General features: G+C 43.3%; 28 protein-coding genes. 27 read left to right on the forward strand and 1 reads right to left on the reverse strand.

Annotated elements, in window-relative coordinates:
• Positions 1 to 9 precede the first annotated feature (9 nt).
• From ABFY19_RS06265 to ABFY19_RS06285, 5 genes are all read left to right on the forward strand, one after another.
• A complete protein-coding gene (locus ABFY19_RS06265) occupies positions 10 to 687 on the forward strand; it encodes a glycosyltransferase family 2 protein (protein WP_418792394.1) in 678 nt (225 codons plus the stop codon).
• 6 nt (positions 688 to 693) lie between these two features.
• Positions 694 to 1,545, forward strand: coding sequence for a hypothetical protein (locus tag ABFY19_RS06270; protein ID WP_418792395.1), 852 nt, complete (start codon positions 694 to 696; stop codon positions 1,543 to 1,545).
• A gap of 38 nt (positions 1,546 to 1,583) precedes the next feature.
• Entirely contained in the window at positions 1,584 to 2,651 is a 1,068-nt protein-coding gene (buk, locus tag ABFY19_RS06275; protein ID WP_418792396.1) for a butyrate kinase, read from the forward strand.
• 69 nt (positions 2,652 to 2,720) lie between these two features.
• Positions 2,721 to 3,866: a M20/M25/M40 family metallo-hydrolase gene (locus tag ABFY19_RS06280; protein ID WP_418792397.1), complete on the forward strand. Its 1,146-nt coding sequence runs from the start codon at positions 2,721 to 2,723 to the stop codon at positions 3,864 to 3,866.
• A gap of 16 nt (positions 3,867 to 3,882) precedes the next feature.
• Entirely contained in the window at positions 3,883 to 4,974 is a 1,092-nt protein-coding gene (locus ABFY19_RS06285; RefSeq protein WP_418792399.1) for a DUF3866 family protein, read from the forward strand.
• Here ABFY19_RS06285 and ABFY19_RS06290 read toward each other — a convergent pair.
• Positions 4,971 to 5,102, reverse strand: coding sequence for a hypothetical protein (locus tag ABFY19_RS06290; RefSeq protein ID WP_418792400.1), 132 nt, complete (start codon positions 5,100 to 5,102; stop codon positions 4,971 to 4,973). The two genes, ABFY19_RS06285 and ABFY19_RS06290, sit on opposite strands and share 4 nt — an antisense overlap.
• 101 nt (positions 5,103 to 5,203) lie before the next feature.
• Here ABFY19_RS06290 and ABFY19_RS06295 point away from each other — a divergent pair, with 101 nt between their 5' ends.
• The 22 genes from ABFY19_RS06295 (at position 5,204) to ABFY19_RS06400 (ending at position 23,916) form a co-directional block, all read left to right on the forward strand.
• Entirely contained in the window at positions 5,204 to 6,430 is a 1,227-nt protein-coding gene (locus ABFY19_RS06295; protein ID WP_418792401.1) for an endonuclease Q family protein, read from the forward strand.
• A 7-nt stretch (positions 6,431 to 6,437) separates the two neighbouring features.
• Complete coding sequence (locus ABFY19_RS06300; protein ID WP_418792402.1) at positions 6,438 to 7,121, forward strand: hypothetical protein; 684 nt, start codon at positions 6,438 to 6,440, stop codon at positions 7,119 to 7,121.
• Between the two features lie 61 nt (positions 7,122 to 7,182).
• Positions 7,183 to 7,818 (forward strand): stage II sporulation protein M, encoded by a 636-nt coding sequence (spoIIM, locus tag ABFY19_RS06305; RefSeq protein WP_418792403.1) that lies wholly within the window; start codon positions 7,183 to 7,185, stop codon positions 7,816 to 7,818.
• A 197-nt stretch (positions 7,819 to 8,015) separates the two neighbouring features.
• Positions 8,016 to 8,339, forward strand: a complete 324-nt coding sequence (locus ABFY19_RS06310; protein WP_418792404.1) for a hypothetical protein — start codon at positions 8,016 to 8,018, stop codon at positions 8,337 to 8,339.
• Positions 8,340 to 8,446: 107 nt separating this feature from the next.
• On the forward strand, positions 8,447 to 9,334 hold the full coding sequence (gene xerD, locus ABFY19_RS06315) for a site-specific tyrosine recombinase XerD (RefSeq protein WP_418792405.1): 888 nt from the start codon (positions 8,447 to 8,449) through the stop codon (positions 9,332 to 9,334).
• A gap of 31 nt (positions 9,335 to 9,365) precedes the next feature.
• Positions 9,366 to 10,529 carry a phosphopentomutase gene (locus ABFY19_RS06320; RefSeq protein WP_418792550.1) on the forward strand — a complete coding sequence of 388 codons (1,164 nt, stop codon included), beginning with the start codon at positions 9,366 to 9,368 and terminating at the stop codon, positions 10,527 to 10,529.
• 24 nt (positions 10,530 to 10,553) lie between these two features.
• The gene (locus tag ABFY19_RS06325; RefSeq protein WP_418792406.1) at positions 10,554 to 11,387 is read left to right on the forward strand and encodes a purine-nucleoside phosphorylase; all 834 of its coding nucleotides are present in this window, start codon (positions 10,554 to 10,556) and stop codon (positions 11,385 to 11,387) included.
• Positions 11,374 to 12,699 carry a pyrimidine-nucleoside phosphorylase gene (locus ABFY19_RS06330; protein WP_418792407.1) on the forward strand — a complete coding sequence of 442 codons (1,326 nt, stop codon included), beginning with the start codon at positions 11,374 to 11,376 and terminating at the stop codon, positions 12,697 to 12,699. Before ABFY19_RS06325 ends, ABFY19_RS06330 begins: the two co-directional genes overlap by 14 nt.
• A 95-nt stretch (positions 12,700 to 12,794) precedes the next feature.
• Positions 12,795 to 13,946 carry a D-alanyl-D-alanine carboxypeptidase family protein gene (locus ABFY19_RS06335; protein ID WP_418792408.1) on the forward strand — a complete coding sequence of 384 codons (1,152 nt, stop codon included), beginning with the start codon at positions 12,795 to 12,797 and terminating at the stop codon, positions 13,944 to 13,946.
• A 222-nt stretch (positions 13,947 to 14,168) separates the two neighbouring features.
• Positions 14,169 to 14,504: an STAS domain-containing protein gene (locus ABFY19_RS06340; protein ID WP_418792410.1), complete on the forward strand. Its 336-nt coding sequence runs from the start codon at positions 14,169 to 14,171 to the stop codon at positions 14,502 to 14,504.
• Between the two features lie 11 nt (positions 14,505 to 14,515).
• Positions 14,516 to 14,980, forward strand: coding sequence for an anti-sigma F factor (gene spoIIAB, locus ABFY19_RS06345; protein WP_418792411.1), 465 nt, complete (start codon positions 14,516 to 14,518; stop codon positions 14,978 to 14,980).
• Positions 14,981 to 14,994: 14 nt separating this feature from the next.
• Positions 14,995 to 15,774, forward strand: a complete 780-nt coding sequence (gene sigF, locus ABFY19_RS06350) for an RNA polymerase sporulation sigma factor SigF (protein WP_418792413.1) — start codon at positions 14,995 to 14,997, stop codon at positions 15,772 to 15,774.
• 79 nt (positions 15,775 to 15,853) lie between these two features.
• Positions 15,854 to 16,048: a dodecin family protein gene (locus ABFY19_RS06355; protein ID WP_418792414.1), complete on the forward strand. Its 195-nt coding sequence runs from the start codon at positions 15,854 to 15,856 to the stop codon at positions 16,046 to 16,048.
• 166 nt (positions 16,049 to 16,214) lie between these two features.
• Entirely contained in the window at positions 16,215 to 16,682 is a 468-nt protein-coding gene (gene spoVAC / locus ABFY19_RS06360; RefSeq protein ID WP_418792415.1) for a stage V sporulation protein AC, read from the forward strand.
• Between the two features lie 15 nt (positions 16,683 to 16,697).
• Complete coding sequence (gene spoVAD, locus ABFY19_RS06365; protein ID WP_418792416.1) at positions 16,698 to 17,720, forward strand: stage V sporulation protein AD; 1,023 nt, start codon at positions 16,698 to 16,700, stop codon at positions 17,718 to 17,720.
• 3 nt (positions 17,721 to 17,723) lie between these two features.
• Positions 17,724 to 18,083, forward strand: a complete 360-nt coding sequence (spoVAE, locus tag ABFY19_RS06370) for a stage V sporulation protein AE (RefSeq protein WP_418792417.1) — start codon at positions 17,724 to 17,726, stop codon at positions 18,081 to 18,083.
• Between the two features lie 81 nt (positions 18,084 to 18,164).
• Positions 18,165 to 18,536, forward strand: a complete 372-nt coding sequence (locus ABFY19_RS06375; protein ID WP_418792418.1) for a hypothetical protein — start codon at positions 18,165 to 18,167, stop codon at positions 18,534 to 18,536.
• 101 nt (positions 18,537 to 18,637) lie between these two features.
• Entirely contained in the window at positions 18,638 to 19,207 is a 570-nt protein-coding gene (locus ABFY19_RS06380; RefSeq protein ID WP_418792419.1) for a stage V sporulation protein AE, read from the forward strand.
• Positions 19,204 to 20,715, forward strand: coding sequence for a spore germination protein (locus tag ABFY19_RS06385; RefSeq protein WP_418792420.1), 1,512 nt, complete (start codon positions 19,204 to 19,206; stop codon positions 20,713 to 20,715). The genes ABFY19_RS06380 and ABFY19_RS06385 overlap by 4 nt, the downstream gene beginning before the upstream one ends.
• Positions 20,716 to 20,822: 107 nt before the next feature.
• Positions 20,823 to 21,809, forward strand: coding sequence for an acyl-CoA dehydratase activase-related protein (locus ABFY19_RS06390; protein WP_418792421.1), 987 nt, complete (start codon positions 20,823 to 20,825; stop codon positions 21,807 to 21,809).
• A complete protein-coding gene (locus tag ABFY19_RS06395) occupies positions 21,806 to 22,954 on the forward strand; it encodes a CoA protein activase (RefSeq protein ID WP_418792422.1) in 1,149 nt (382 codons plus the stop codon). The genes ABFY19_RS06390 and ABFY19_RS06395 overlap by 4 nt, the downstream gene beginning before the upstream one ends.
• Positions 22,939 to 23,916 (forward strand): acyl-CoA dehydratase activase, encoded by a 978-nt coding sequence (locus ABFY19_RS06400; protein WP_418792423.1) that lies wholly within the window; start codon positions 22,939 to 22,941, stop codon positions 23,914 to 23,916. The genes ABFY19_RS06395 and ABFY19_RS06400 overlap by 16 nt, the downstream gene beginning before the upstream one ends.
• The last annotated feature ends 132 nt before the right edge of the window (positions 23,917 to 24,048 follow it).

Below are 24,048 nucleotides of genomic sequence, written 5' to 3' on the forward strand. Positions count from 1 at the left end.
GTGAATCAAGTGACCGAAAGTAAAGTTTCTGTTTTAATTCCGGCTTATAATGAAGAAAAGTATATTTTCGAAACAGTAACAGCTATAATCAGTATTCCGGAAGTCAGTGAAATAATTGTTGTTGATGACGCCTCCGCCGATAATACCGCCAAACTTGCGGTTGAGGCGGGGGCTGTGGTTACTTCAATGCCTAAAAACTTGGGTAAGGGCGGAGCTCTGAATAAGGGATTAGAACAGGTAAACGGAGATATTATTGCATTAGTTGATGGAGACCTTGGAGCTACAGCTGCAGAGGTGAAAAAGTTGATTTTACCTGTATTGGAAGGCCAAGCAGATATGACGATAGCAAAGTTCCCGCGAGCCCGAAAGAAAGGCGGTTTTGGACTTGTAAAAGGACTGGCGCGCAGTGGGATTAGGGTTTTTACCGGTTTACAGATGTTGGCACCTTTGTCCGGGCAGCGTGTTATGAAGAAAGAAGTCATCACTGCTTTAGGAGGGTTTGAATCAGGTTATGGTGTAGAAGTCGGAATGACAATTGATGCTTCGCGAAAAGGGTTTTCTATAACGGAAGTTGAGGTAAACATGACCCATGCCGAGACAGGCAGGGATTTAAGTGGTTTTTTGCATCGCGGCAAACAATTTGTTCATGTATTCAGGGTTTTGACCCGGCGTGCGCTTAAGAGGTGACCGATTATGGTTTGGGTTTATTTTGCAGGGCTAATGGCAGTTTCCTTTGCAGTTACCCGGTTAATGCTTCCTAAGGTTATGGGGATGCTGACAGAAGCCGGTTTTGTAAAACCAAATTATCGTATGGAAGAGATACCATTGGGAGTGGGTATGGTTTTCTTTCTTTCTACAGTAATAGTTTTGACCGGTGCTGTAGTGTTTGGCTGGGTTAAACCCAGTGTCTATGCATTTGTTTTCGCTGTTGGCGGAATGAGTTTTTTTGGTTTGATTGATGACGTCTTTGGCACCCGGCACGCCACAGGTCTAAAAGGACATTTTAAAAAACTTTTCGTGGACAAAGAACTGACTACCGGTGCCTTAAAAGCATTGGCGGGAGGCCTTATAGCTATTATGGTAAGCCTGCAGTCAGATGATGGTGCAGGACTTGATAAGTGGATACTGCTTATATTGAATTCCCTTATAATTGCACTTTCAACAAATGCTGTGAATCTTTTTGACCTGAGACCCGGCAGGGCTGCTAAAGTTTTTCTGTTAATTGGAGTATTCCTTGCTTTAGCAGGATGTTTCAGCACATCCGGCTCTAGTGAACATATTGCCTATTTGGCTGTGATTACCGGAAGCTTGTTGGCATATTTGCCGGTTGACCTTAAAGCTAGGGCAATGATGGGTGACACAGGTTCAAATGTACTCGGACTAACTTTGGGATATGTAACAGTATTTATAATGAGTATTCCTTTGAAGGTCGGATTCCTTTTGCTTTTGCTGGGATTTCATATACTAACTGAAAAGTATTCATTAACAAAAATTATTGAGAAAAATAAATTTTTGAATTATATTGATATGATCGGACGAAAATAATTTGGACAATATGATTTTTAAAAGGTTGTGTTATTTAGGTGGATTATTTACAGCTGGTTATAAATCCGGGTTCAACATCTACCAAGATAGCTGTATTTAAAGATGTTGAGCCTGTTTATGTGAAGACTGCAAGGCACAGCAGCAAGGAATTGGAGAGGTTTGATAAAATAATTGACCAGTTTGCATATAGGCTGGAAATTGTAAAGGACAATTTTGGCCAGTCGGGGTTTGATGCTGGTGAACTTAATGCAGTTGTAGGCAGGGGCGGTCTTCTAAGACCTATGCCCGGTGGGACTTACCTAGTCAATGATAAAATGCTTCAGGACCTGAGAGCCGAAGGGCGTGGTTCCCATGCATCCAACCTGGGGGGGCTGATAGCCCATAAATTTGCTGCAGAACATAATATTCCGGCTTTTATTGTGGACCCGGTCTGTGTTGATGAAATGGACCCGATAGCCCGGTTTTCCGGGATGCCTGAAAATCCTAGAGAGAGTCTGTTTCATGCTCTTAATCAGAAGGCAGTTGCCAGAAGAGCGGCAAAAGATATGGCTAAAGACTATATGGAACTGAATTTTATTGTTGCTCACCTTGGAGGAGGAATTTCAGTTGGTGTCCATTTCAGAGGGCGAGTTATTGACGTGAATAACGCTATTCCCGGTGAGGGTCCCTTTTCCCCTGAGCGAAGCGGTGGAGTCCCTGTAGGGAAACTGGTATCAATGTGTTACACCGGAAGCTTTTCCAAGGACGAAATTGATAAAAAACTTGTCGGAAAAGCAGGTTTGGTGGCTTATCTGGGCACCAATGATACTATAGAAGTAGAAAAACGCATCCATAATGGGGATGAGAACGCAAAGCTGGTATATCAGGCCATGGCTTACCAAGTATCTAAAGAAATAGGGGCCTGTGCGGCTGTGCTTAAGGGCGATGTTGATGCTATCATCATTACAGGAGGCATTGCTAACAGCGGCATGCTGGTTAAATGGATAGAAGATCGGGTTGGCTTTATTGCACCTGTTAAAACATATCCCGGTGAGGATGAAATGCTTGCCTTGGCTTGTGGAGGTATAAGGGTGCTTTCAGGCAGTGAATCTGTGAAAACATATTAAAGTAAAATTTTTATTCAACGATTTAATATAATAATGATATGAAGGTCCATTGCTGTAAAGGGGGATTTTATGGTAAACAAAGACAGGCTTTTGGATGAATTTATTAGACTGGTTAAAATAGACTCACCTACAATGCATGAAAGGGAAATAGCCGATTACCTGAAGGGAAAATTGACTGCAAGTGGACTGGAAGTTTATGAAGATGCTGCAGGAGAAGCAACCGGGAATGAAATGGGAAGTCCTTCGGGTAATTTGATAGCGACCCTCAAAGGTAAGGTTCCGGAGGCGCCAACAATTATGTTGTGTGCACATATGGATACGGTTGAACCGGGACGCGGGGTGAATCCCATTATAAAGGATGGCGTCATTTATTCAGACGGTACTACTGTGCTTGGTTCAGACGACAAGTCCGGCATATCAACTATCCTAGAAGTAATTGAGGTGTTAAGGGAACAGGATATATCCCATGGGGATATCGAAGTTGTATTTACTGTTGCTGAGGAAGGTGGCTTAATAGGGGCAAAAAACTTGGACCACAAGAGATTGAAGTCGGATTTTGCCTATGTCCTTGATTGTGACGGCCCAGCTGGTACAATAATTACAAGGGCACCGGCCCAATACCTTATTAAGTCCAGTATCATAGGAAAAGCGGCACATGCAGGAATAAGCCCGGAAGAAGGTATCAATGCCATTTATATTGCTTCGAAGGCGATATCACAGATGAAGCTGGGCAGGATAGATATTGAAACAACTGCAAATATAGGAGTGATTTCGGGAGGTAAAGCCACCAATATTATTCCTGACCTGGTCAATATCGAAGGGGAAACCAGAAGCCATGATACAGAAAAACTGGAAAGAGAAACAGACCGGATAATTGAAATCCTGGAGACAACTGCCAGGGAATTTGGGGCTAAGATACAAGTGGAAAAGGATTTCATGTACCCCAGGTTGAAGCTTGATGAAACAAATACTGCAGTTTTAATTGCCATGGAGGCAGCTGTGGCAGTTGGCCGCAATCCTGTCCTGGTGAGTACCGGAGGTGGCAGTGATGCCAATATTCTTAATGGGTACGGCATTCAAACAGTTAATCTCGGGACAGGAATGTCTAAGGTACATACAACTGAGGAATTTATAACAATCGATAATCTTGTATTGAATGTACGGTATATTCTTGAGATTATTAAAAAAGCTGCCGGGAAAAAAGCAAAAAGGTAAAAAGGGGGTGGATTTATTGATTAGAATCCGCCAGGGCAAGGTAACTGAAATTCTTGAACGAAGACGGGGAGTTACCGAGATAAAAGTTGAAATTCAAGGGGCAAATGAAGGGGAAATCGCAAAGGCGATTAACTATGATTTTTTAACCGGACCTGTGCAATTAGATGATGAAGTTTCCTTAAATACAACTGCTGTTCATAAAAGGCTGGGCAGCGGCGGTTATCATTATGTAATGGCGAATTTAAATATAAAAGAACGAGATGTTGATGAAATAGGCCATATTATGAAACTGCGTTATACGCCTATGCAAGTAAAGTGTTTTAGTGTGGAAGAGGAGCTTAACCCTTCCAGGGCAAAAATTGAAGATTTTACGTCAATGAAGAAAACTCCAGTCATTGTAGGAGCCCTTCACAGCATGCTGGCTCCGGCTGCAGCAGGTGTTAAGGCAGCTAGCCGGGGAAAACTGCGTGTAGCCTACATTATGACTGACGGGGGAGCCCTGCCGCTGCAAATGAGCAGGATGGTGGCAGAACTAAAAGACAAGGGACTTATTGATGCAACCATAACAGTAGGACATGCTTTTGGAGGGGATTTTGAAGCGGTTAATATTTATACCGGGCTTATTGCAGCAAAACAAGCTGTTAAAGCAGATGTAATTATTGTTACCATGGGTCCGGGGATTGTGGGAACTGGTACCAAATATGGTTTTACCGGTATTGAGCAGGGAGAAATTATTAATGCCGTCAACATTTTGGAAGGAAAGCCGATAGCAATTCCCAGGATAAGTTTTGTTGACCCCAGGGACCGTCATCTGGGAATTAGTCATCATACAATTACGGTCTTGACCAAAATTGCCATAACCCCATGTGTAATTCCAATGCCTACTATGGACCCGATTAAAGAACAGTTTGTTAATAAGCAGATAATCAAGTCAGGTATACCATTTGATCATGAGGTCATTGTTGAGGACGGTGCCCCTGCGCTAAGATACCTGATTGAAAAGGATATTGTTGTCACAACCATGGGGCGGACCATGAGTCAGGACAGGGAATATTTTTTGGCTGCGGGAGCGGCGGGGATCTTAGCTACCAGGTATGTGGTTTATTAGGGTGACAGGTCATCAATCAGGGCTTTGACAGTTGTATAATTTGCTGCGTGTTCCTTCAAACGGTTTCTGAGTTCTGAAACCGTTCCGATTATGTATATCCTGTCACTATAAACTAATTCCGTTATCAAAATTATTTACCTCCTTTACTTTGCTGGATAAAGGCGACCAAGCCTTGTTAAATTTTTATAGAGTATAAGTCTATTTAGTATATGTCTATTCTGGAGGGAATATGAACAATTATTTTGCGGACCTGCACGTCCATATAGGGAGGGCTGGAAACGGCGCTCCCGTTAAAATCACGGCTTCAACGAACTTAAGTGTGCCTAACATACTTAGAGAGTGTGTGAGCCGTAAAGGCATAGACATGGTAGGAATAGTTGATACTTCTTCACCGGATGTCCAAGAAGACCTGATAAAACTTGTTCAGTCTGGCGACTTGGAGGCCATGGAAAACGGCGGGCTGTTGTACAGGGACAGTGTAACCCTGGTGCCGGGGAGTGAAGTAGAAACAACTGAATGTGTTTATATCGATGGTAAAGAACAAAATAGAAGCGCTCACTGTTTATGTTATTTTCCGGGATTAGATGAAATGAAACAGTTTACGGGAGAACTGTCAAAGCAGGGCCGGACAAGGAATATTGGTTTAAGCTCCCAGAAGTGCAATATGTCTATTCAGGAAATAGTTGAACTGGCAGAACAAATCGGTGGAATAGTTGTTCCCGCACATGCTTTTACTCCTCATAAGGGGATGTATGGCAGTTGTGTCCGCAGCGCCATGGAGATTATGTCACCAGAGATCTGGGCCAAAATTCCTGCAGTTGAACTGGGATTGAGCTCTGACTCTAATTATGCGGACATGATTTCGGAGCTATCCGGAAAGAGTTTAATCAGTAATTCGGATGCCCATTCCCTGTCTAAAATTGGCCGGGAATATAATGTTATCAGAATGCGGCGGCCTGACTACAACGAGTTGGTTATGGCTCTGCGACGGGAAAATGGCCGTTCTGTTATTGCTAACCATGGTTTCGACCCTAAACTGGGAAAGTACCACCGGACCTACTGTGAAGGTTGTGGTTTTACTGCTCATGATGAGCCTCCTGTGATGTGCTGCCCCGTTTGTGGTGTGGTTGTTGACGGAAGAACGGTGGTCAAAGGGGTTTTGGACCGGATTCATGAAATCAGAGATAATATTGCACCTATGCCACCGGAACATAGACCTCCATATTTTCACCAGATTCCGCTGGAGAATTTGCCCGGTATAGGGAAAAAAACTATGGATAAGCTGCTGCAGACAGCATCTGAGATGCAGATACTGCATCATTATAGTCAAAAGGAACTGGAAAAGCTTGCTGGTTGCCAAGCGGCTGAGACAATAATCTTGGCCAGACAGGGAAAACTTAAGGTTTCTGCTGGTGGCGGGGGATATTATGGAAGAGTTGAAAAACGGAAGCGGTGATTATTAAATGTCTAATTACGGAGTTTCTCTAACAGTTAATGCCTCCGGTGCGGTCAAGGCAGCGGAGGCAAAAAATGTCGTCATGGTAGTTGATGTTATTGATATGTCAACAACCCTTGAGGCTGCTCTGGATGCCGGTGCATTAAAGGTGTTTGGTGCCAGCCCGGATGCTTCGAAAGCCCCGGTAACACTGGCACCTGAAGGTATAGGTGAAATGGCCGGAAGGGCAGCTAAGGAAGCCGGTACCGCGGTTATAATCATAAGTGAGCCCAGGGTGGGGACGGATGAGGAACGAAGGGCCAGGGCAAGTAAGACTATTAAAGGTGTAATAGCAGCCGGAGGGGTAATTGATGCTGTTTATCCGAATATTGGAGCAGAAACAGCAAAATTGGGTGATTTCTCAGAAAAGGTTGTGGTTGCGGTCACTGACACAGGAGGAGTAGCGTACGATGCTGCCGTAACTGCAGGTGCCCCTGCAGTTATTACCGGAACCATAGCCAGGACGATAAAAAAACGAGGTTCCGCTCCGGCAAGGGCAGCGGCCATAAGAGCTATCTCAGCTGCAAGGCAGGCCGGCACCGGGATTTCTGTTGTGGCTGCCAGTGCCAATTCCTTGGAAGACATCCTGGCGGCAGAGTATATAATGAGATTAATTATTGAGGAAGGATTTACGGCTCTGGGGAGAAAATAACGTGAATAAAAACGCATTTGGAACCATAAATTTTGTTATATAGGACAAAGGGGGGTTCGAGATGCGTTTTTGGGTCAGACAAGTTTCAGTTGAGTATTTAAAAAGTAAATGGCACCTATTTCTCTTTGTTACCGTATTCCTTTTGGTGGGGATATATTTTGGGGCTGCCGCTGTTGGGGAAATAAATGCAGATCAGACTGATCACCTGTCGGAATATTTAAATAGCTTTTTGAATCAAGTTACTTCATCTACGGTTAGTGAGCAGTTGTTCTTTAGGCATAACATCTTATACAGCATATATATTATAGTTGCCATTTATATACTGGGTCTTACGGTGATAGGAATCCCGCTTGTACTGGTTACTGTGTTTACAAAAGGTTTTATGATTGGGTTTACTATTGGTTTTTTGGTTCAAGAAAAAGCATTTAAGGGATTTATGTTTGCTTTGATATCAGTTCTGCCCCATAACCTTCTTGTTTTACCTGCTGTTATAGTAGGAGGTGTGGCTGCATTGTCGTTTTCCGCGATGCTTATCAAGAGACGTTTTCAAAGCCGCTTAACTTCTGGAATAAGAGGGTATTTTGGTGCCTATACCATTTTAATGCTAGTACTGTGTGTAATCACTGGTGCTGCTGGGATATTGGAAACGTATGTCACCCCTGTGTTTATTAAATCGGTTGCTAACTATATAAAGTAGACAAGATAGTATCCCGGAACATTTAAATATTAAATTATTAAGAAGGAAAACCTTTGGTTAGGAATGTATCGACATTTTTGGACCGGAGGTTTTTAATTTTGATAACTGAGAGGTTTACTTTGATCAGGAGGAAGTTGTCTCAATAGGCAGTTAGAGGGGATTATATGTTCTAATTTCCGGCTTCTTGTCATAAAAATATGTTAGTAATATGTTCTGAAAAACTAAAAAGCAAAAACGAGGTGGTACAGGTGCTGGTTATTTTAACGCCCCGCATTAAGAGGAAACTTGCTGTGGGATTCCGTGTTATGGTAACACTGTTTGTCCTGGTTCTGATGATTGGTCACTTGTATAACATGTACCACGACAATGAGCTTTTCAAACAAGGATGGCTCAGGGATGATAAACCCAGTGGGAATCCAATGAGGGTCGAAGAACAGACCAGGGAAACTGCAGAAAACCCCCAGAGTGTTTTAAATCAGTTTGTTGGTAAAGTTAGAGATTTTTACCACAGGGACCAATGAAAAAAGGAATTCAGTGGTTTATTGTGGAAATAAGAGTAGTCTGGGCTACTCTTATTTTAGCAGATAGGAAATGCAGTTAGGATAACATGTAAAGTGAGGTAAAAGGTATGAAAAGCCTGGTTAAAGAATTTATTAATTACCTAGCGGTTGAGCGTGGTTTGGCTGATAATACCCTTGATTCGTATAACCGGGATTTAAAGCAGTTCATGACATTTCTGGAGAATGAAAAAGTTGATAATGTACAAAAGGCGACCAGAAATGTAATTATGTCTTACCTGCTGTTTCTGCAAAAAAGAGGCCGGGCTACAGCTACCGTATCCAGGCATTTGGCAGCTCTAAAGTCATTTTATCATTTCCTGCTCAGAGAGAAGTATATTGAAAAAGACCCGACTGCTAACCTGGAATCACCTAAATTGGAAAAAAAGCTGCCCAGAATACTTAGCGTTAATGAAGTTGAAAATTTATTAAGCCAGCCTAGGGGCATTGACCCTGGCGGGCTGCGTGATAAGGCAATGCTGGAATTGCTGTATGCTACTGGAATACGTGTAAGTGAGCTGATTTCCCTTGATATTAATCATATTAATCTGGATATGGGATATATAAGGTGTTTTGGTAAAGGTTCCAAGGAGCGGATTGTACCAGTAGGCAGCCTGGCCCGTAAATGTGTCGATGAATATTTGCAAAGAGGGAGAACAAAAATAATCAAAACTAGAACAGAAAAAGCGCTGTTTGTTAATCATCATGGCAGAAGACTTACCAGACAAGGATTTTGGAAGATTATTAAAAAGTATGCTATTAGGGCAGGGATTTCAAAGGAGATAACTCCACATACACTGAGACATTCATTTGCCACCCACTTGTTGGAAAATGGTGCTGATCTGCGTTCTGTGCAGGAAATGCTTGGCCATGCCGATATTACCACAACACAGATTTATACACACCTTACCAAAGGGCGTTTGCGGGAGGTATATGTAAAGAGCCATCCGAGGGCTTAATCTTTTAACAGGAGAGGTTAAGATGAGCAGCATAAAAAATATAACTATTTTGGTAATAGATAGTCTGGGTATTGGTGAACTTCCTGATGCCGGTGAGTACGGCGACAAAGGCAGCAATACCCTTACAAACACCTCGAAGGCAGTCGGAGGCCTGCAGATTCCTAATCTGCAGAAAATGGGCCTTGGTAATATTGTGGAAATCATAGGGGCGCCGCCAGTGGAAGCGCCTCTATCCGCATTTGGCAGAATGGCGGAAACCTCCGCCGGCAAAGATACCACTACCGGGCATTGGGAAATATCAGGTATAATCTTGCAAAAGCCATTTCCGGTATTTCCAAACGGATTTCCCGACTTAATCATCAACGAATTCGAAACCAAAACAGGCCGAAAAACTCTGGGTAATGAGGTTGCTTCAGGGACTGAGATAATAGCTCGGTTGGGTGAACAACACATGAACACAGGAAGGCCTATAATATATACCTCGGCTGATAGTGTTTTTCAGATTGCGGCTCACGAGGAGATTATCGTACTGGACGAGCTTTATGAAATGTGTCGGACTGCCAGATCGATTCTGACAGGTGAGTATGCCGTTGGCAGGGTCATTGCACGGCCTTTTATCGGCAAACCGGGTGAATTTAAAAGAACGTCAAACAGGCATGACTTTTCTCTGGAACCTGTTGGGACCACTATTTTGGATATGCTTAAGGACAATGGCAAATCTGTACAGGCAGTTGGGAAAATCAAGGATATTTTTGCGGGCAGGGGAATTACCCAAGCTGTTCACACAAATGATAATATGGACGGGGTCGATAAGACGATTGAATTCTTAAGACAGGCACGGGAAGGCATTATCTTTACCAATCTGGTAGATTTTGATTCGGCTTACGGGCATAGAAATGACCCGGATGGATATGCACGGGCTTTAGAGGAACTGGACCGGCGCCTGCCGGAAATTATGGAGCTCATCAGTGAGGAAAAGCTTTTGATAATTACTGCAGATCATGGTTGTGACCCTACCACTAGAAGTACGGATCATTCAAGGGAATATGTCCCCCTGTTGGTATATGGGCCTAAGATAAAAAAGGGGACAAACCTGGGTGTGAGGCAGAGTTTTGCTGATATAGCCGCAACCATAGCCGAAAATTTTGGTCTGCTGACCAGGCATGGGACAAGCTTCCTTAAGGAAGTGTTATAAGTAATTTGGAGGGAGGAAAATCATATGAGTTCATTTAGGTTGCAGCAAACTGTTGATTTTATCAGGAGGAAAATATCAATACGTCCTCAGGTTGGAGTTATTCTAGGGAGTGGACTGGGTGTCCTGGCTGCTGATGTAAAAAAACAGCAAAGGCTGCATTATTCGGAGCTGCCTCATTTTCCTATCTCTACTGTGGAGGGACATGAGGGCCAGTTTGTTTTTGGTGAACTTTCAGGCAAAAATGTGGCTCTTATGCAGGGACGGTTTCATCTTTATGAGGGCTATTCCATGGAACAGGTGGTATTTCCGGTAAGAGTGATGAAAAAACTGGGGGTTAATGTCCTGTTGATTACAAATGCATCAGGAGGGATTAACCAGGAATTTAGGCCCGGTGACCTGATGTTGATTACCGACCATCTCAATCTTACAGGCACAAATCCGTTAATTGGACCAAATTATGATGATATAGGACCAAGATTCCCAGATATGTCGGAGGCATATGACAAGGAACTTATTAATATTGCCGAGGAAGTGGCCCGCAAGAACAACTTGTCCTATCGCAAAGGGATATATGCCGGTTTGATTGGACCCAGTTATGAGACTCCTGCTGAAATAAGGTATCTTAGGGCAATTGGCGCCGATACAGTAGGCATGTCAACAGTTTCGGAGGTAATTGTAGCAAATCATGCGGAAATAAGGGTTTTAGGAATCTCTTGTATTACTAATATGGCAGCAGGAGTCCTCCAACAAAGACTCAGCCATGAAGAAGTTATGGAAACAGCCAACAGTGTAAGGAATCAGTTTATCACTCTGGTTAAAGGAGTTTTGGAACGGGTGAATGTTCATGAGGGCTTATGATATAATTCTTAAAAAAAGAAATGGTATGGAGTTGTCTGCCGAAGACATAAACCAACTCATTATCGGATATATGTCGGGAAGTGTTCCTGACTATCAGATGGCAGCCTTTGTGATGACAGTTTTTTTTCAGGGGATGTCGGCAAGGGAGACTTCCGACCTGACAATGGCTATTGTGGCTTCAGGTGACCGGGTGGACCTTTCGGGAATAACAGGCAATAAGGTAGATAAGCATAGTACAGGCGGTGTGGGTGACAAGACAACACTGGTTTTGGGCCCGCTTGCAGCCGCAGCCGGAGTCCCTGTTGCCAAGATGTCAGGAAGAGGACTAGGACATACCGGAGGGACAATTGATAAGCTGGAATCTATACCTGGTTTTAATACTTCTCTGGAAAGGGAAATATTTATCCAAAACGTTAACCGAATCGGGATTAGCATTGGAGGCCAGACAGGGAACTTGGCTCCTGCTGATAAGAAGTTATACGCCTTAAGGGATGTTACAGCTACGGTTGATAGTATTCCATTGATTGCCAGCAGTGTGATGAGTAAAAAAATTGCGGCAGGTGCAGATGCCATATTACTGGATGTAAAAATTGGTGACGGTGCTTTTATGAAAAACATTTCCAATGCCGTTGACTTGGCAAAAGCTATGGTGGAAATAGGCACACATGTGGGTAAAAAAACTATAGCCCTGATAACAGATATGGAACAACCACTCGGACAAACGGTGGGCAATGCTCTGGAAGTACGCGAGGCGGTGCAGTGTCTTATGGGAGAAGGACCATCAGACCTCAAGGAGCTATGCTTGGTTTTGGGAAGCCATATGGTATACCTGGGAGGGCAGGCACGCTCTATAGATGAGGCCAGGAGCAGGGTGGAAAGGATAATAAACAATGGTAAGGCAATTGACAAGTTTAGGGAACTGGTAGTAAATCAAGGCGGGGATCCTTCTTTTATTGATGACTTGTCATTACTTCCCCAGGCTGCTGAAAAACATCAATTGACTGCAGTTGAAGATGGTTATATCTCAGAATTAAAAGCAGAACAAATTGGGATTGCCGCTATGACATTGGGAGCCGGCAGGGAGACCAAAGATTCGCAAATTGACCTTTCAGTTGGTATTGAACTGTATAAAAAACGCGGAGACAGAGTACTAAGGGGGGAAACCTTGGCAATCCTTCATGTTAATGATGCTGAAAAGGCAAATGTTACCAAAGACAAGGTGCAGCAGGCATTTGTTATAACAAAGGAGCCGCCAGTAGCAAGAAAATTGGTCTGGGGTCAGGTAACTGCACAAGGAGTGGAATTGTACTAAAACAGACAAGGTTGTCCGGTTAAAATTTGTTTTTGCGAATAACCCCTTTAAGAATTTGAAATACTTTAATTAGAATTTCAAGAGGGGGTGGAAAAATGAAATTTAAAAAAATGTTTTGTGTGGTTACCGTTATTTTGATGATGATTGTCCAGTCTGCTCAGGTTAGTGCTCAGGCGGAATTGGAGACGACAGCCGAGTCAGCCATACTTGTTGATGCGGTTACCGGTAAAATATTATTTGCCAAAGAGCCGGACAAAGAATTGCCGCCGGCCAGTGTGACAAAGGTAATGACACTTCTAGCGGCCTTTGATGCTATTGAAAAAGGCAGGGCCAAACTAACGGATATTGTCCAAACCAGTGAGAATGCATCCCAAATGGGTGGCTCGCAAATATATCTTGAACCTGGTGAGGAAATGTCCCTGAAAACAATGTTAATTGCAGTAGCAGTTGGTTCTGCAAATGATTGCTGTGTTGCAATTGCAGAACATATTGCAGGGTCGCATGAGGCATTTGTTAAAATAATGAATGAAAAGGCGGCTCAATTAGGGTGTAAGCATACCCACTTTGTCAATGCTTATGGACTCCCTGCAGAGGGACATTATACGTCAGCAGGTGATTTAGCGTTAATGATGCGGGAAGCAATCAAGCATCCTCTGTTCCTGGAATTGACATCAATCAAGAGATATGACCTCAGGGGGGGAGAGTTTATCCTAAACAATACTAATAAACTTTTGTGGTGGTACCGGGGGACATTGGGAGGTAAAACCGGTTGGACAAGTGAGGCTAAGTACTGTCTGGCATCGATAACGGCCAGGGATAATCTCAAACTGATTGCAGTGGTTATGGCTACACCCGAACCCAGAAGCCATTTTAGGGAATCCATGAAACTATATAACTATGGTTTCGCTAAGTATGAGGCGGTTCCTATTGCTGCTTCAGGACAAGTGATGGGTAAGGTCAGGGTTGGCAAAGGCACTGTTGATTGGGTGGAAGCGGCATCAACCGGTGAAGTCGGCACTGTTGTTCAAAAAGGACAGAAGGAAACTGTAACACATAAGGTTGTTATTGACTGCCCGGCAGTTACAGCCCCGGTCGATAAGGGACAGGTGCTTGGCAAGGTGGTTGTTTATGAAGAGGGTAAAAGGGTATATAAAGTTGACCTTGCAGCGACAAAGGATATTCCTAAGGGTACTGTATTCAGGCAGATGTTTAAACTTATGAAAAATGTTTATTCATACAGCGGGTAAATCACGTTACAAGATGAAATGACAATAAAGTAAAGGGTTGGGTGTTGTGTTATCCTCCACAAGGAAGGGTCTGCATCCGGCCTTTTTTTGTTGTGCAGTTTTTGTCGTTTTCATCTGCTCAATACTCGACAAAACGTTACAATTGTTTTGCTGTTAATATGAAGGAAAAAGTATCCAACTCGTAGAATCCGTTAGCATGAACAGGAGGGCGGGTGCAACTACATGAATATTGAGTCTGTGGTTAACCGGAAAACCCTGATTTTAAGGGTTTGCGGAGAACTGGATATGCTGGTAGCAGATGATTTCAGAAGAAAGGTAGAGATATTAATGGAAAATTATTGTTCAAATAACCTGGTGCTGAACCTATCGGGAGTAAATTTTATCGACAGCTCCGGATTGGGGGCAATCTTAGGAAGGTACAAAAACATAACCCTGTGCGGCGGAAAGGTGGCCATAGTCGGAGCGCCGCCACAGGTCAAGAGAATCCTTGAATTATCAGGTATCCTGCGAATTACCAGCGAATTTGATACTGAAAATGAAGCCCTGGAGGCAATGTAGGGGGTCTTAAAATGAAAATCAAGAATCAAATTAAATTATCGTTCATGTCTATACCTGAGAATGTAACACTGGCAAGACTTGCAGCTGCAGCTTTTGCTTCACAGCTGGAATTTACTATTGAAGACTTGGAGGAAATAAAGGTTGTCGTTTCGGAAGCAGTATCAAACAGCATCATACATGGATATGATAATGACCCAAACAGAGTTGTTAATTTATTGTGTACAATTTATGATGACGATGTATTGGAATTAATTATTGAGGATGAGGGCCAAGGCATTGCAGATATATCTAAGGCAATAGAACCAGCTTATTCTACTGACCCTGAGAGAATGGGACTTGGTTTCACTTTTATGCAGTCATTTATGGATACCCTTGATGTAGAGTCAATTGTTGACAAAGGAACTAGGGTAATCATGTCGAAAACGGTGCCAACAAGGATGGCAGCAGCTTCAGAAACAATATCTGGAAATAATTAAGCGGGGTGGGGAATTTGAATACCCGGTTATCAGAAATGAATCTTCCCCGGTTCCCGCTTCTTTCAGATAAAGAAATAAAAAGCCTGTTAAGAAGAGTAAAGAACGGGGATGAAGAAGCCAGGGAAGTTTTGGTGAACTGTAACCTGAAACTGGTTTTCAGCTTGGTGCAGCGTTTTTCCAACAGAGGACATGAACTTGAGGATCTGTTTCAGATTGGGACTATTGGACTGATTAAGGCCATTGATAAGTTTGATTTGAGTTATGATGTGAAGTTTTCAACATATGCAGTGCCTTTGATAATTGGGGAAATCAGAAGGTTTCTTAGGGATGACAATCCGGTAAAAGTCAGCCGGTCATTAAAGGAGACAGTGCATAAGGTGCATAAGGCTCGGGAAGAATTGACAGCAAGCCTCGGCAGGGAGCCATCCATCCAAGAAGTAATAGATTTAACAGGAATTGAAGGAGAAGAAATTGTTTCAGCTTTGGAAGCGTCTCAAACACCTGCTTCTATTTTTGATACAGTATATCAGGATGATGGTGACCCGATATATGTTATGGATGCAATTGCAGGAGAAACAGAAGAAAGCAGCGGATGGTTTGATAGGATTGCTTTAAAGGATTTAATAAGGCGGCTTTCACACAGAGAAAAGTCGGTACTTTTACTGCGGTTTTTTGAAGACAAAACTCAGTCCCAGGTAGCCGAAATAATGAACATTTCGCAGGTTCAGGTGTCAAGAATAGAACGTCAGGCTTTGAAAAACATCAGGATAATGTTAAATGAACAGGATGAATGATGATGAATATATTTTGTTAATTAGGGGAAAATCTTTATAGGGTTATGTAATAACAAATATTAAGGAGGATGGTTGACGAATGTACGTAAAAGTAGTTGAAGTAATAGGTGAGTCTGAAAACGGCTGGAAAAGCGCAGTCCAGAATGCAGTTAAAGATGCCTCCAAAAGATTTGATAACGTTACTGGGGTAGAGGTCTATAATCTCACTGCAGACGTTGTTGACGGGGACTTAGTTGATTTTAAGGCTAATGTGAAAATTGCCTATACAGAATAATTTAAATTGCAACTTAGACTAGGGTAGATGTATTCCTGCGGCGGGCAACATCTCCGCCGGCATCCGCTCCCGCTTCGCGGGTCTCGGGCCGGCGGACGACAGCCACCGCCTTCCGGAGCACATCTACCTTAGTTTGTGCATTAATCAATGATGGAGGAGTGGGGAAATGAAGCAGGATCAAATGATGTTCTCTGAACATGAGATTCAGAAAAAAATGTACAGTGAGATGGTTGCCAGGACGAAACCGAAACCACCGGTTCTCAGGAACGTAATCGGTGCGTTTTTTTTTGGTGGGGCAATATGTACACTAGGACAGGCATTAGTAAACTTCTATATTTCCATGGGGCTGCCCAAACCGGGGGCAGGCGCTGCTGCTTCGGCTACTCTGGTATTTTTGGCAGCCTTGTTAACCGGATTAGGCGTTTATGACTCTATGGCTAAATATGCGGGTGCAGGAACTATTGTACCGATTACCGGTTTTGCTAATTCAATTGTAGCTCCGGCGATGGAATATCGCAGAGAAGGCATGGTTTTTGGAGTGGGCCAGAGGATGTTCACAATTGCCGGGCCAGTATTGGCTTATGGTTTTATCAGTGCTTGGATGGTCGGTTTGATTACTTACTTATTTAAGTAGAGGAGGCAAGATACGGTGGCAGTAATCAAAAAAACCGGCAAACAAACAATAGCTTTTCAAAACCCGCCTTCTTTTCAGGGGAATGCATCAGTTGTGGGTCCTAAGGAAGCTCAAGGACCGTTAGGGGGGAGTTTTGATGTGGAACTTGATGACACTTTAAACGGTGAGACAACCTGGGAAAAAGCAGAACAAAAAATGCTCGCTAGGGCCTGTGAGTTAGCAATAAACAAAGCTGGGCTGACAGTAGGCGATATAGATTTTATGATGGCAGGGGATCTGCTAAACCAATTGATTTCGGCCAATTTTACGGCGCGTGACTTGGGGATACCGTTTATCGGTCTCTATGGAGCCTGTTCTACTATGTTTGAAGCAATAGCCCTGGCATCCATGCTGGTGGATGGAGAATTTGCCAATTATGTGCTAACTGCGGCTTCCAGCCACTATAATACTGCTGAACGTCAATACAGATATCCGGCGGAAATGGGTGTGCAACGGCCTCTGACCACACAGTGGACGGTAACCGGGGCCGGAGCAGCAGTAGTCGGACGCAAGGGCAGAGGTGCAGCCATAACTCATGTCACTATTGGTAAGGTTATTGACCTTGGCATAAAAGATGTAAATGATATGGGAAGTGCCATGGCCCCTGCAGCAGCAGATACTATCATCCGGCATTTTGAAGATACAGGAAGGAGCCCTGCAGATTATGACCTTATTGTTACCGGTGATTTGGCCGCAGTAGGCAGGGCCCTAACAGAGCAGTTGGTAAAACAAGCCGGTTATGATATTTCAAATAAATATACTGATTGCGGCATACTTATCTATGACCCGGCACAGGACACTCATGCAGGGGGCAGTGGATGCGGCTGTTCGGCTGCAGTCATGAATGGATATCTAATGGCAGAAATAATTACAGGTAAATATAAGAGGGTTCTTGGAGTAGGTACAGGTGCTCTGTTAAGCCCTATCACAAATTTTCAGGGGGAGTCAATTCCCGGTATTGGTCATGCAATAGTTATCGATAACCTATTGGGGGTTTGAAAAATGGATTATATTAAGGCATTTATAGTGGGCGGGGGAATTTGTGTGATTGGTCAACTGTTGATGGACTTGACCAGTTACAGGATTACGCCGGCACATATTTTGGTTGGTTTTGTTACCGGCGGAGTAGCTGTGAGCGCACTTGGATTGTACCAGCCATTAGTTGACTTTGCCGGCGCGGGGGCCACGGTGCCCCTGCCAGGGTTTGGACATCTTCTAGCTCAAGGAGCGATTAAAGGTGTCGGGGAAAACGGGCTTTTAGGGGCTTTTGCCGGAGGAGTTGAGGGTTCGGCCGTTGGTATTGCGGCTGCTATTATTTTCGGATACATGGCTGCAATAGTTTTCAATCCCCGCGGTGAGTAGGAAGGAGGAATTCGGGACCGTGTTGTATAATATGGTTGTGTAATAAGAGATATTTTTCTGACAGCAAAGGAGGTTTCGAAGGTGCTGGGTTATTTGGCTATCCTTAACAATTATCTGCATGATGTAGCCACCGCAATGATTATATCATTGACCCTGTTGATGTCATATATCGGAAATCAGGTTAATGAAAACAGCCGGCCTGAGGAGAAAAAGTTATTTATCAAAATATACCGTTATTTTTCAATGATTGCTGTCATTTCACTGGTTTGGATAGTTGTTGGAGGTATTCCACGTGTTCTTGCTTTCAACCGGTATGAATTAATTCCGGCCGGACAAAAGGGGATAGTAACGGTTTTGATGTTTAAGCATCTTATCCTTTTTGGCCTTGTACTTGCAGGCATATTTTTATGGAGAAAAATAAAGAAGAAAGCTGAAAAAATGAGTATATTTTAGAAGTGTCCCATATCAATTACATGGGGCACTGTTTTTTTTGAGTTTAATAAATTAGCATAATTTTTCGGCGGAGACAGATAATATTTGTGGGGTGATAATTTTTGAGCAAGAAAAGAGTGATTGTGGTAACAGATGGAGATTTGGTTGCCGGAAGAACAGTACAGGTGGCAGCCAGGAATATCGGGGCGCGGTTTATTTCACTGACCACAGGAAACCCTACCCCAATTTTGGGCAGCGAGGTTGTTAATCTTATAAAACAGACACCAAGCGACCTAGTGGTTATAATGGTTGATGACAAGGGAAAAAACGGTCCGGGCAAAGGTGAAACTGTATTTAAACATGTGGCGGAAGACCCGGATATCGACGTTATCGGGGCGGTTGCGGTAGCTTCAAATACTGCCTTTACGGAAGGAGTTAAGGTTGATTGCTCTGTAACTTGTGAAGGTGCTGTCATAGACGGACCTGTGAACAAACTTGGTATTCCGGAGCGAAAGGGACATAAATTCCTCGAAGGGGATACGGTTGATATAATCAATAATTTAGATATACCTGTGGTTATTGGCACCGGGGATACGGGTAAAATGGATTTTGCAGATGACTATCATAAGGGTGCTCCCATTACCACAAAAGCTTTGCTTGAAATACTTAACAGGAGTGAAAAAGATAAATGACAGAAACTATGGCACCAATACATGATGTCAGCAGAAAGTATGATGAGAATTTGGATATTCTTAAAGAACTGCTTGGAATAGGTAAGAGTTATGATATTGCCCTGAGAGAGTTTAGAATTGGGGGCAAAAAAGCTGCCATAATATTTGTGGATGGTTTAATAAATGATATTCCTATTGCAGAGATAATGCAGAATTTTGCCTGCCTGGGAAGGGAAGAGATTGTACCAGATACTTTGCAGAAACTGATGGCAAGATATGTCAGCTATGTAAAGGCATTACCGACTGATAAACTGGAAGATGTGATTACAAAGGTTTTGGCCGGCTTTATTGCTCTTGTTGTTGACGGGATGCCTGAAGTAATATTGATTGAAGCCAGGAAGTACCCGGCTAGGGGACCTGAAGAACCGGACATTGAACGGGTTGTTAGGGGATCCAGAGATGGATTTACCGAAACTGTTCTTTTTAATACTGCGCTAATCAGGAGAAGATTAAGGGACCCAAGGCTGCGGACCGAGTTGCTGACTGCAGGGGCCCGCTCCAAAACGGATATATGTGTTGTTTATATCGAAGATATTGCTAATCCTGAGTTAGTGGAAACCATAAAAACAAGGATTATGGATATTAAGATTGATGGTCTGCCCATGGCTGAAAAATCAGTAGAGGAGTATATCACAACCGGAAACTGGAACCCATTGCCACAAGTGAGGTATACGGAAAGACCAGATGTAGCTGCAGTACACTTGCTGGAAGGTCATGTCCTGGTCATTGTTGATACTTCGCCGAGTGTGATTATCGCCCCGGCAACTTATTTTCACCACTTGCAGCATGCTGAAGAATATAGACAGAATGCCACTGTTGGCGCATATTTGCGGTGGGTCAGGTTTATTGCGGTTATTAGTTCTGTATTGCTTCTGCCGCTGTGGTATCTGTTCGCTGCTAATCCGCAGTTATTACCCGAATCCTTAAAGTTTATCGGACCGGCAAAAGTGGTTAAGATTCCATTGATATGGCAGTTAATGATAGCTGAAGTTGGACTTGATATGCTGAGGATGTCTGCTATACACACTCCTTCGCCGCTGGCAACTGCCCTGGGCCTGATTGCTGCCTTTATGCTGGGGGATGTAGCAATAAATGTGGGTTTGTTTAACTCGGAAACCATATTATATATGGCAATAGCCGCTATTGGCACATTTGCCACCCCGAGCTATGAACTGGGCCTGGCTAACAGGCTGTTTAGGATAGGTTTGTTGATTATGATAGCTCTGCTGGGATACCCTGGATTGTTGATTGGAATAGCTGGAATAATACTTCTGCTGGTGCTTACCAAGCCTTTTGGGATACCTTACCTGTGGCCGTTGATTCCCTTTAACGGGAAGGCCTTGTTTTCAATATTCCTGAGGTCTCCAGTGCCAATGCATAATATAAGGCCCAGTGTGTTGAAGCCATTGGATTCCACCAGGCAGCCGAGCTTTTCTCCGGCTCGGAAGCGGATACAGAAGAAAAAATAAAAAGATATGGTTGTATAAAGTGAGAAGCCTCAGTCAATAATAAAAGCTGGGGTTTTTTAGTAAATAATTTTATTTAAAAAAATGCAGTAGAGGAGGATATAGCACAAATGTCTGTTAAAGTGGGAATACCCCGGGCGCTGCTGTATTATTATTATTTTCCCATGTGGAGTGGTTTTTTTAAGGCATTGGGAGCTGAGGTAATATTATCTCAGAACACAACTAAGGGCATAGTTGACAAAGGAGTTAAGCAGTCTGTTGATGATGCATGTCTGCCTGTAAAACTCTATTTTGGTCATGTCCTTGATTTAAAGGACAGGGTTGATTATTTATTTATTCCGCGCATGGTGAGTGTGGAAAGGAAGGAATACATTTGTCCAAAGTTTTTGGGCCTTCCGGATATGATTAGGCATAATATTCCGGACTTGCCACCTATCATAGACATAACTGTTAATATGTCACGTAAGCAAAAGAACCTTTTTAAGGCTTTTGCTGAAGCAGGGAGATTCTTTACATCTAATCCGCTGGCTGTTAGAAAGGCATTTTACAGGGGGATTGAAGAACAGGAGAGATTTTACCGGTTAAACGAACTGGGTTACCTTCCCCATGAATCAATAGAGCAGATGAACATGGGCTTGGTTAAGCAGAATTTTTCCCCTGCACAAGCAGGTGATATGACAGTTGCATTGGTTGGACACGGGTACAATATTTATGATTCATATATCAGTATGAACCTGATTGAGAAACTAAGGAGCATGGGAGTTAGTGTTGTTACTCCGGATAATCTTACAGGAACAATAATAGAAGAGAAGTCAGCTGAATTACCAAAGAAGATGTTTTGGACACTCGGCAAAAGAATGATAGGTTCAGCATTTCATTATATGAGGTCTGACCAGATTGATGGTATTATACATGTTGCTTCATTTGGCTGTGGACCTGATTCCTTTACAGGTGAAATAATAGAAAGGCACTTGCGCAGGCGAAAGAACCTCCCGTTCCTGAACCTGACAATTGATGAACACACAGGTGAAGCTGGAATAATCACCAGGCTTGAGGCATATGTCGATATGATTAGATGGAGGAGGGCTGCCCAATGAAAGTTACATTTCCGCACATGGGCAATATGTATATTTGTTTGAAAGCGGTTTTAACTTCACTTGGTATTGATGTGGTTGTCCCGCCAATGCCTAGTAAGAGGACAATTACACTGGGAGCCCAGCATTCACCTGAATTTGCTTGTTTGCCCTTGAAAATAAATATGGGGAATTTTATTGAAGCATATGAAATGGGAGCTGATACTATCCTTATGGCTGGCGGGATAGGACCCTGCAGGTTTGGGTATTATGCCCAGGTAGAGAGGGAAATCCTTGAGGATATGGGCCTGAAGATGAATATGGTTATTCTGGAGCCCCCGGAAAAACATATTTCAGAACTATTGATTAATTTAAAGCAGGTAACAGGCAGCAATTCGTGGATTGATGTTGTCCGGGCAATAAAGTTCGGGTGGCATAAGGCCAGAGCTGTAGACGAGTTAGAGGATGTCCTGCACAGGATAAGGCCGCGGGAACTTGAACCGGGAAGGGCTGATGTAGTTTATAGGAATGCTCTCAAGTGGATTGATGATGCCTTGGATAAGAAAGAGCTTAAAGAAGCAATGGAAACTGCCATGCTGGAACTTGACGCTATACCGGTCGATAATGAACGGGACGTTATTAGAATCGGAATAGTTGGAGAAATTTATGTTATGCTTGAGCCGTTTGTGAACCTGGAGGTAGAGAGACAGCTTGGTCGGCTTGGAGTTGAAGTAGAGCGCTCCATTTACCTGAGTGAATGGATTAATGACCACTTGTTTATGGGCCTGCTGAACATGAAGGGCAGCAAAGAGGCACGAAAACACGCGCCTCCTTATATAAATCACTTTGTTGGCGGACATGGACAGGAGACAATAGGAAGTACGGTTTTGTTTGCTAACAGTAAATATGATGGAGTTATTCAGGTACAGCCATTTACCTGCATGCCGGAGATTGTAGCTGAGAGTATTATTCCAACAGTCAGCAAGGACTTGGGAATTCCAGCGTATTGTCTGATAGTTGATGAACACTCCGGTGATGCAGGGGTATTGACCAGATTGGAAGCATTTGTTGACCTCCTGGCAAGGAAAAAAGTGAAAGGGGCAGCGCTGGAGAGTTCAGCGCTGGAGAGTTTTGAAAAGAGAGGAGAACCGGTATGTTTGGATATTTAGGTGTAGATGTTGGTTCAGTTAGTACAAACATTGTGCTTCTTGATGAAGATGAAAAGATATGTGATTCTTTGTATATAAGGACACAAGGACAGCCGATAAATGCAGTTCAAAAAGGCCTGAAATATATCAGGGAGAGGATTCCCAAAGGGATGGAAGTCGGAGGTATCGGGACAACAGGGAGCGGAAGGTATCTTGCCAGTATTATCGTAGGAGCCGATTCGGTAAAAAATGAGATTACATCTCATGCTGTTGCAGCATCAAGTCTGGTCCCCGGAGTGCAGACGGTTTTGGAAATAGGTGGACAGGATTCCAAGATAATAATTCTGAGAAATGGTGTTGTGGCTGATTTTGCTATGAACACTGTTTGTGCTGCCGGCACAGGTTCATTTCTGGACCAGCAGGCTTCAAGGCTTAATATAGCAATAGAGGATTTTGGAAATATTGCCTTGAAATCCGGAAACTCGGTGCGTATAGCAGGGAGGTGTTCCGTTTTTGCCGAGTCTGATATGATTCACAAACAGCAGATGGGACATAATCTTCCAGATATACTGGCAGGGCTTTGTGATGCTTTGGTTCGTAATTATCTCAATAATGTGGGAAAAGGCAAGGAGATACTAGCACCGGTGGTTTTCCAGGGTGGTGTTGCAGCTAATATTGGGATTAAGAAGGCATTTGAAAAAGAGCTTGGGCTTGAGGTTGTTATTCCTAAAAACTACGATGTTATGGGAGCAGTGGGTGCGGCTATTCTGGCTAAGGATGCCGTCAGGCAAACCGGTACTACATTTTTTAAGGGATTTGAAATAGCAGAAGAAAAATTTCAGGCCTCCAGTTTTGAATGCAAGGACTGCCCAAATCTTTGTGAGGTAATAGAAATCCAGGGCGGCGAAAAATTGCTGGCTCGCTGGAATGACAAGTGTGGCAAATGGAGCAATGCAATTGCGGAGAAAAAGAAGATTAGTTAATAAAATTGAAGGTAATATCTGCTTATCTCAGCTTGATTTGTGCTGACAATGATGAGAAACTATGTTACAATTATTATGCACAATTGTTAACAAGTGGAGTGTTACATGATGCCATATAAGCTGAGTTTAGCC

It is taken from the genome of Phosphitispora sp. TUW77 (assembly GCF_048453025.1).
Taxonomy (GTDB): Bacteria; Bacillota; Thermincolia; order Thermincolales; family UBA2595; genus Phosphitispora.

Coding starts and splice junctions, on each gene's coding strand:
- spoVAE (WP_418792417.1), top strand. CDS start 17,724: ATGGATTATATTAAGGCATTTATAGTGGGCGGGGGAATTTGTGTGATT.
- ABFY19_RS06395 (WP_418792422.1), top strand. CDS start 21,806: ATGAAAGTTACATTTCCGCACATGGGCAATATGTATATTTGTTTGAAA.
- ABFY19_RS06400 (WP_418792423.1), top strand. CDS start 22,939: ATGTTTGGATATTTAGGTGTAGATGTTGGTTCAGTTAGTACAAACATT.
- spoIIAB (WP_418792411.1), top strand. CDS start 14,516: ATGAAAATCAAGAATCAAATTAAATTATCGTTCATGTCTATACCTGAG.
- ABFY19_RS06325 (WP_418792406.1), top strand. CDS start 10,554: ATGAGTTCATTTAGGTTGCAGCAAACTGTTGATTTTATCAGGAGGAAA.
- ABFY19_RS06340 (WP_418792410.1), top strand. CDS start 14,169: ATGAATATTGAGTCTGTGGTTAACCGGAAAACCCTGATTTTAAGGGTT.
- ABFY19_RS06385 (WP_418792420.1), top strand. CDS start 19,204: ATGACAGAAACTATGGCACCAATACATGATGTCAGCAGAAAGTATGAT.
- ABFY19_RS06335 (WP_418792408.1), top strand. CDS start 12,795: ATGAAATTTAAAAAAATGTTTTGTGTGGTTACCGTTATTTTGATGATG.
- ABFY19_RS06330 (WP_418792407.1), top strand. CDS start 11,374: ATGAGGGCTTATGATATAATTCTTAAAAAAAGAAATGGTATGGAGTTG.
- ABFY19_RS06300 (WP_418792402.1), top strand. CDS start 6,438: ATGTCTAATTACGGAGTTTCTCTAACAGTTAATGCCTCCGGTGCGGTC.
- spoIIM (WP_418792403.1), top strand. CDS start 7,183: ATGCGTTTTTGGGTCAGACAAGTTTCAGTTGAGTATTTAAAAAGTAAA.
- ABFY19_RS06295 (WP_418792401.1), top strand. CDS start 5,204: ATGAACAATTATTTTGCGGACCTGCACGTCCATATAGGGAGGGCTGGA.
- xerD (WP_418792405.1), top strand. CDS start 8,447: ATGAAAAGCCTGGTTAAAGAATTTATTAATTACCTAGCGGTTGAGCGT.
- ABFY19_RS06310 (WP_418792404.1), top strand. CDS start 8,016: ATGTTAGTAATATGTTCTGAAAAACTAAAAAGCAAAAACGAGGTGGTA.
- spoVAC (WP_418792415.1), top strand. CDS start 16,215: ATGAAGCAGGATCAAATGATGTTCTCTGAACATGAGATTCAGAAAAAA.
- ABFY19_RS06280 (WP_418792397.1), top strand. CDS start 2,721: ATGGTAAACAAAGACAGGCTTTTGGATGAATTTATTAGACTGGTTAAA.
- ABFY19_RS06390 (WP_418792421.1), top strand. CDS start 20,823: ATGTCTGTTAAAGTGGGAATACCCCGGGCGCTGCTGTATTATTATTAT.
- ABFY19_RS06270 (WP_418792395.1), top strand. CDS start 694: ATGGTTTGGGTTTATTTTGCAGGGCTAATGGCAGTTTCCTTTGCAGTT.
- ABFY19_RS06355 (WP_418792414.1), top strand. CDS start 15,854: ATGTACGTAAAAGTAGTTGAAGTAATAGGTGAGTCTGAAAACGGCTGG.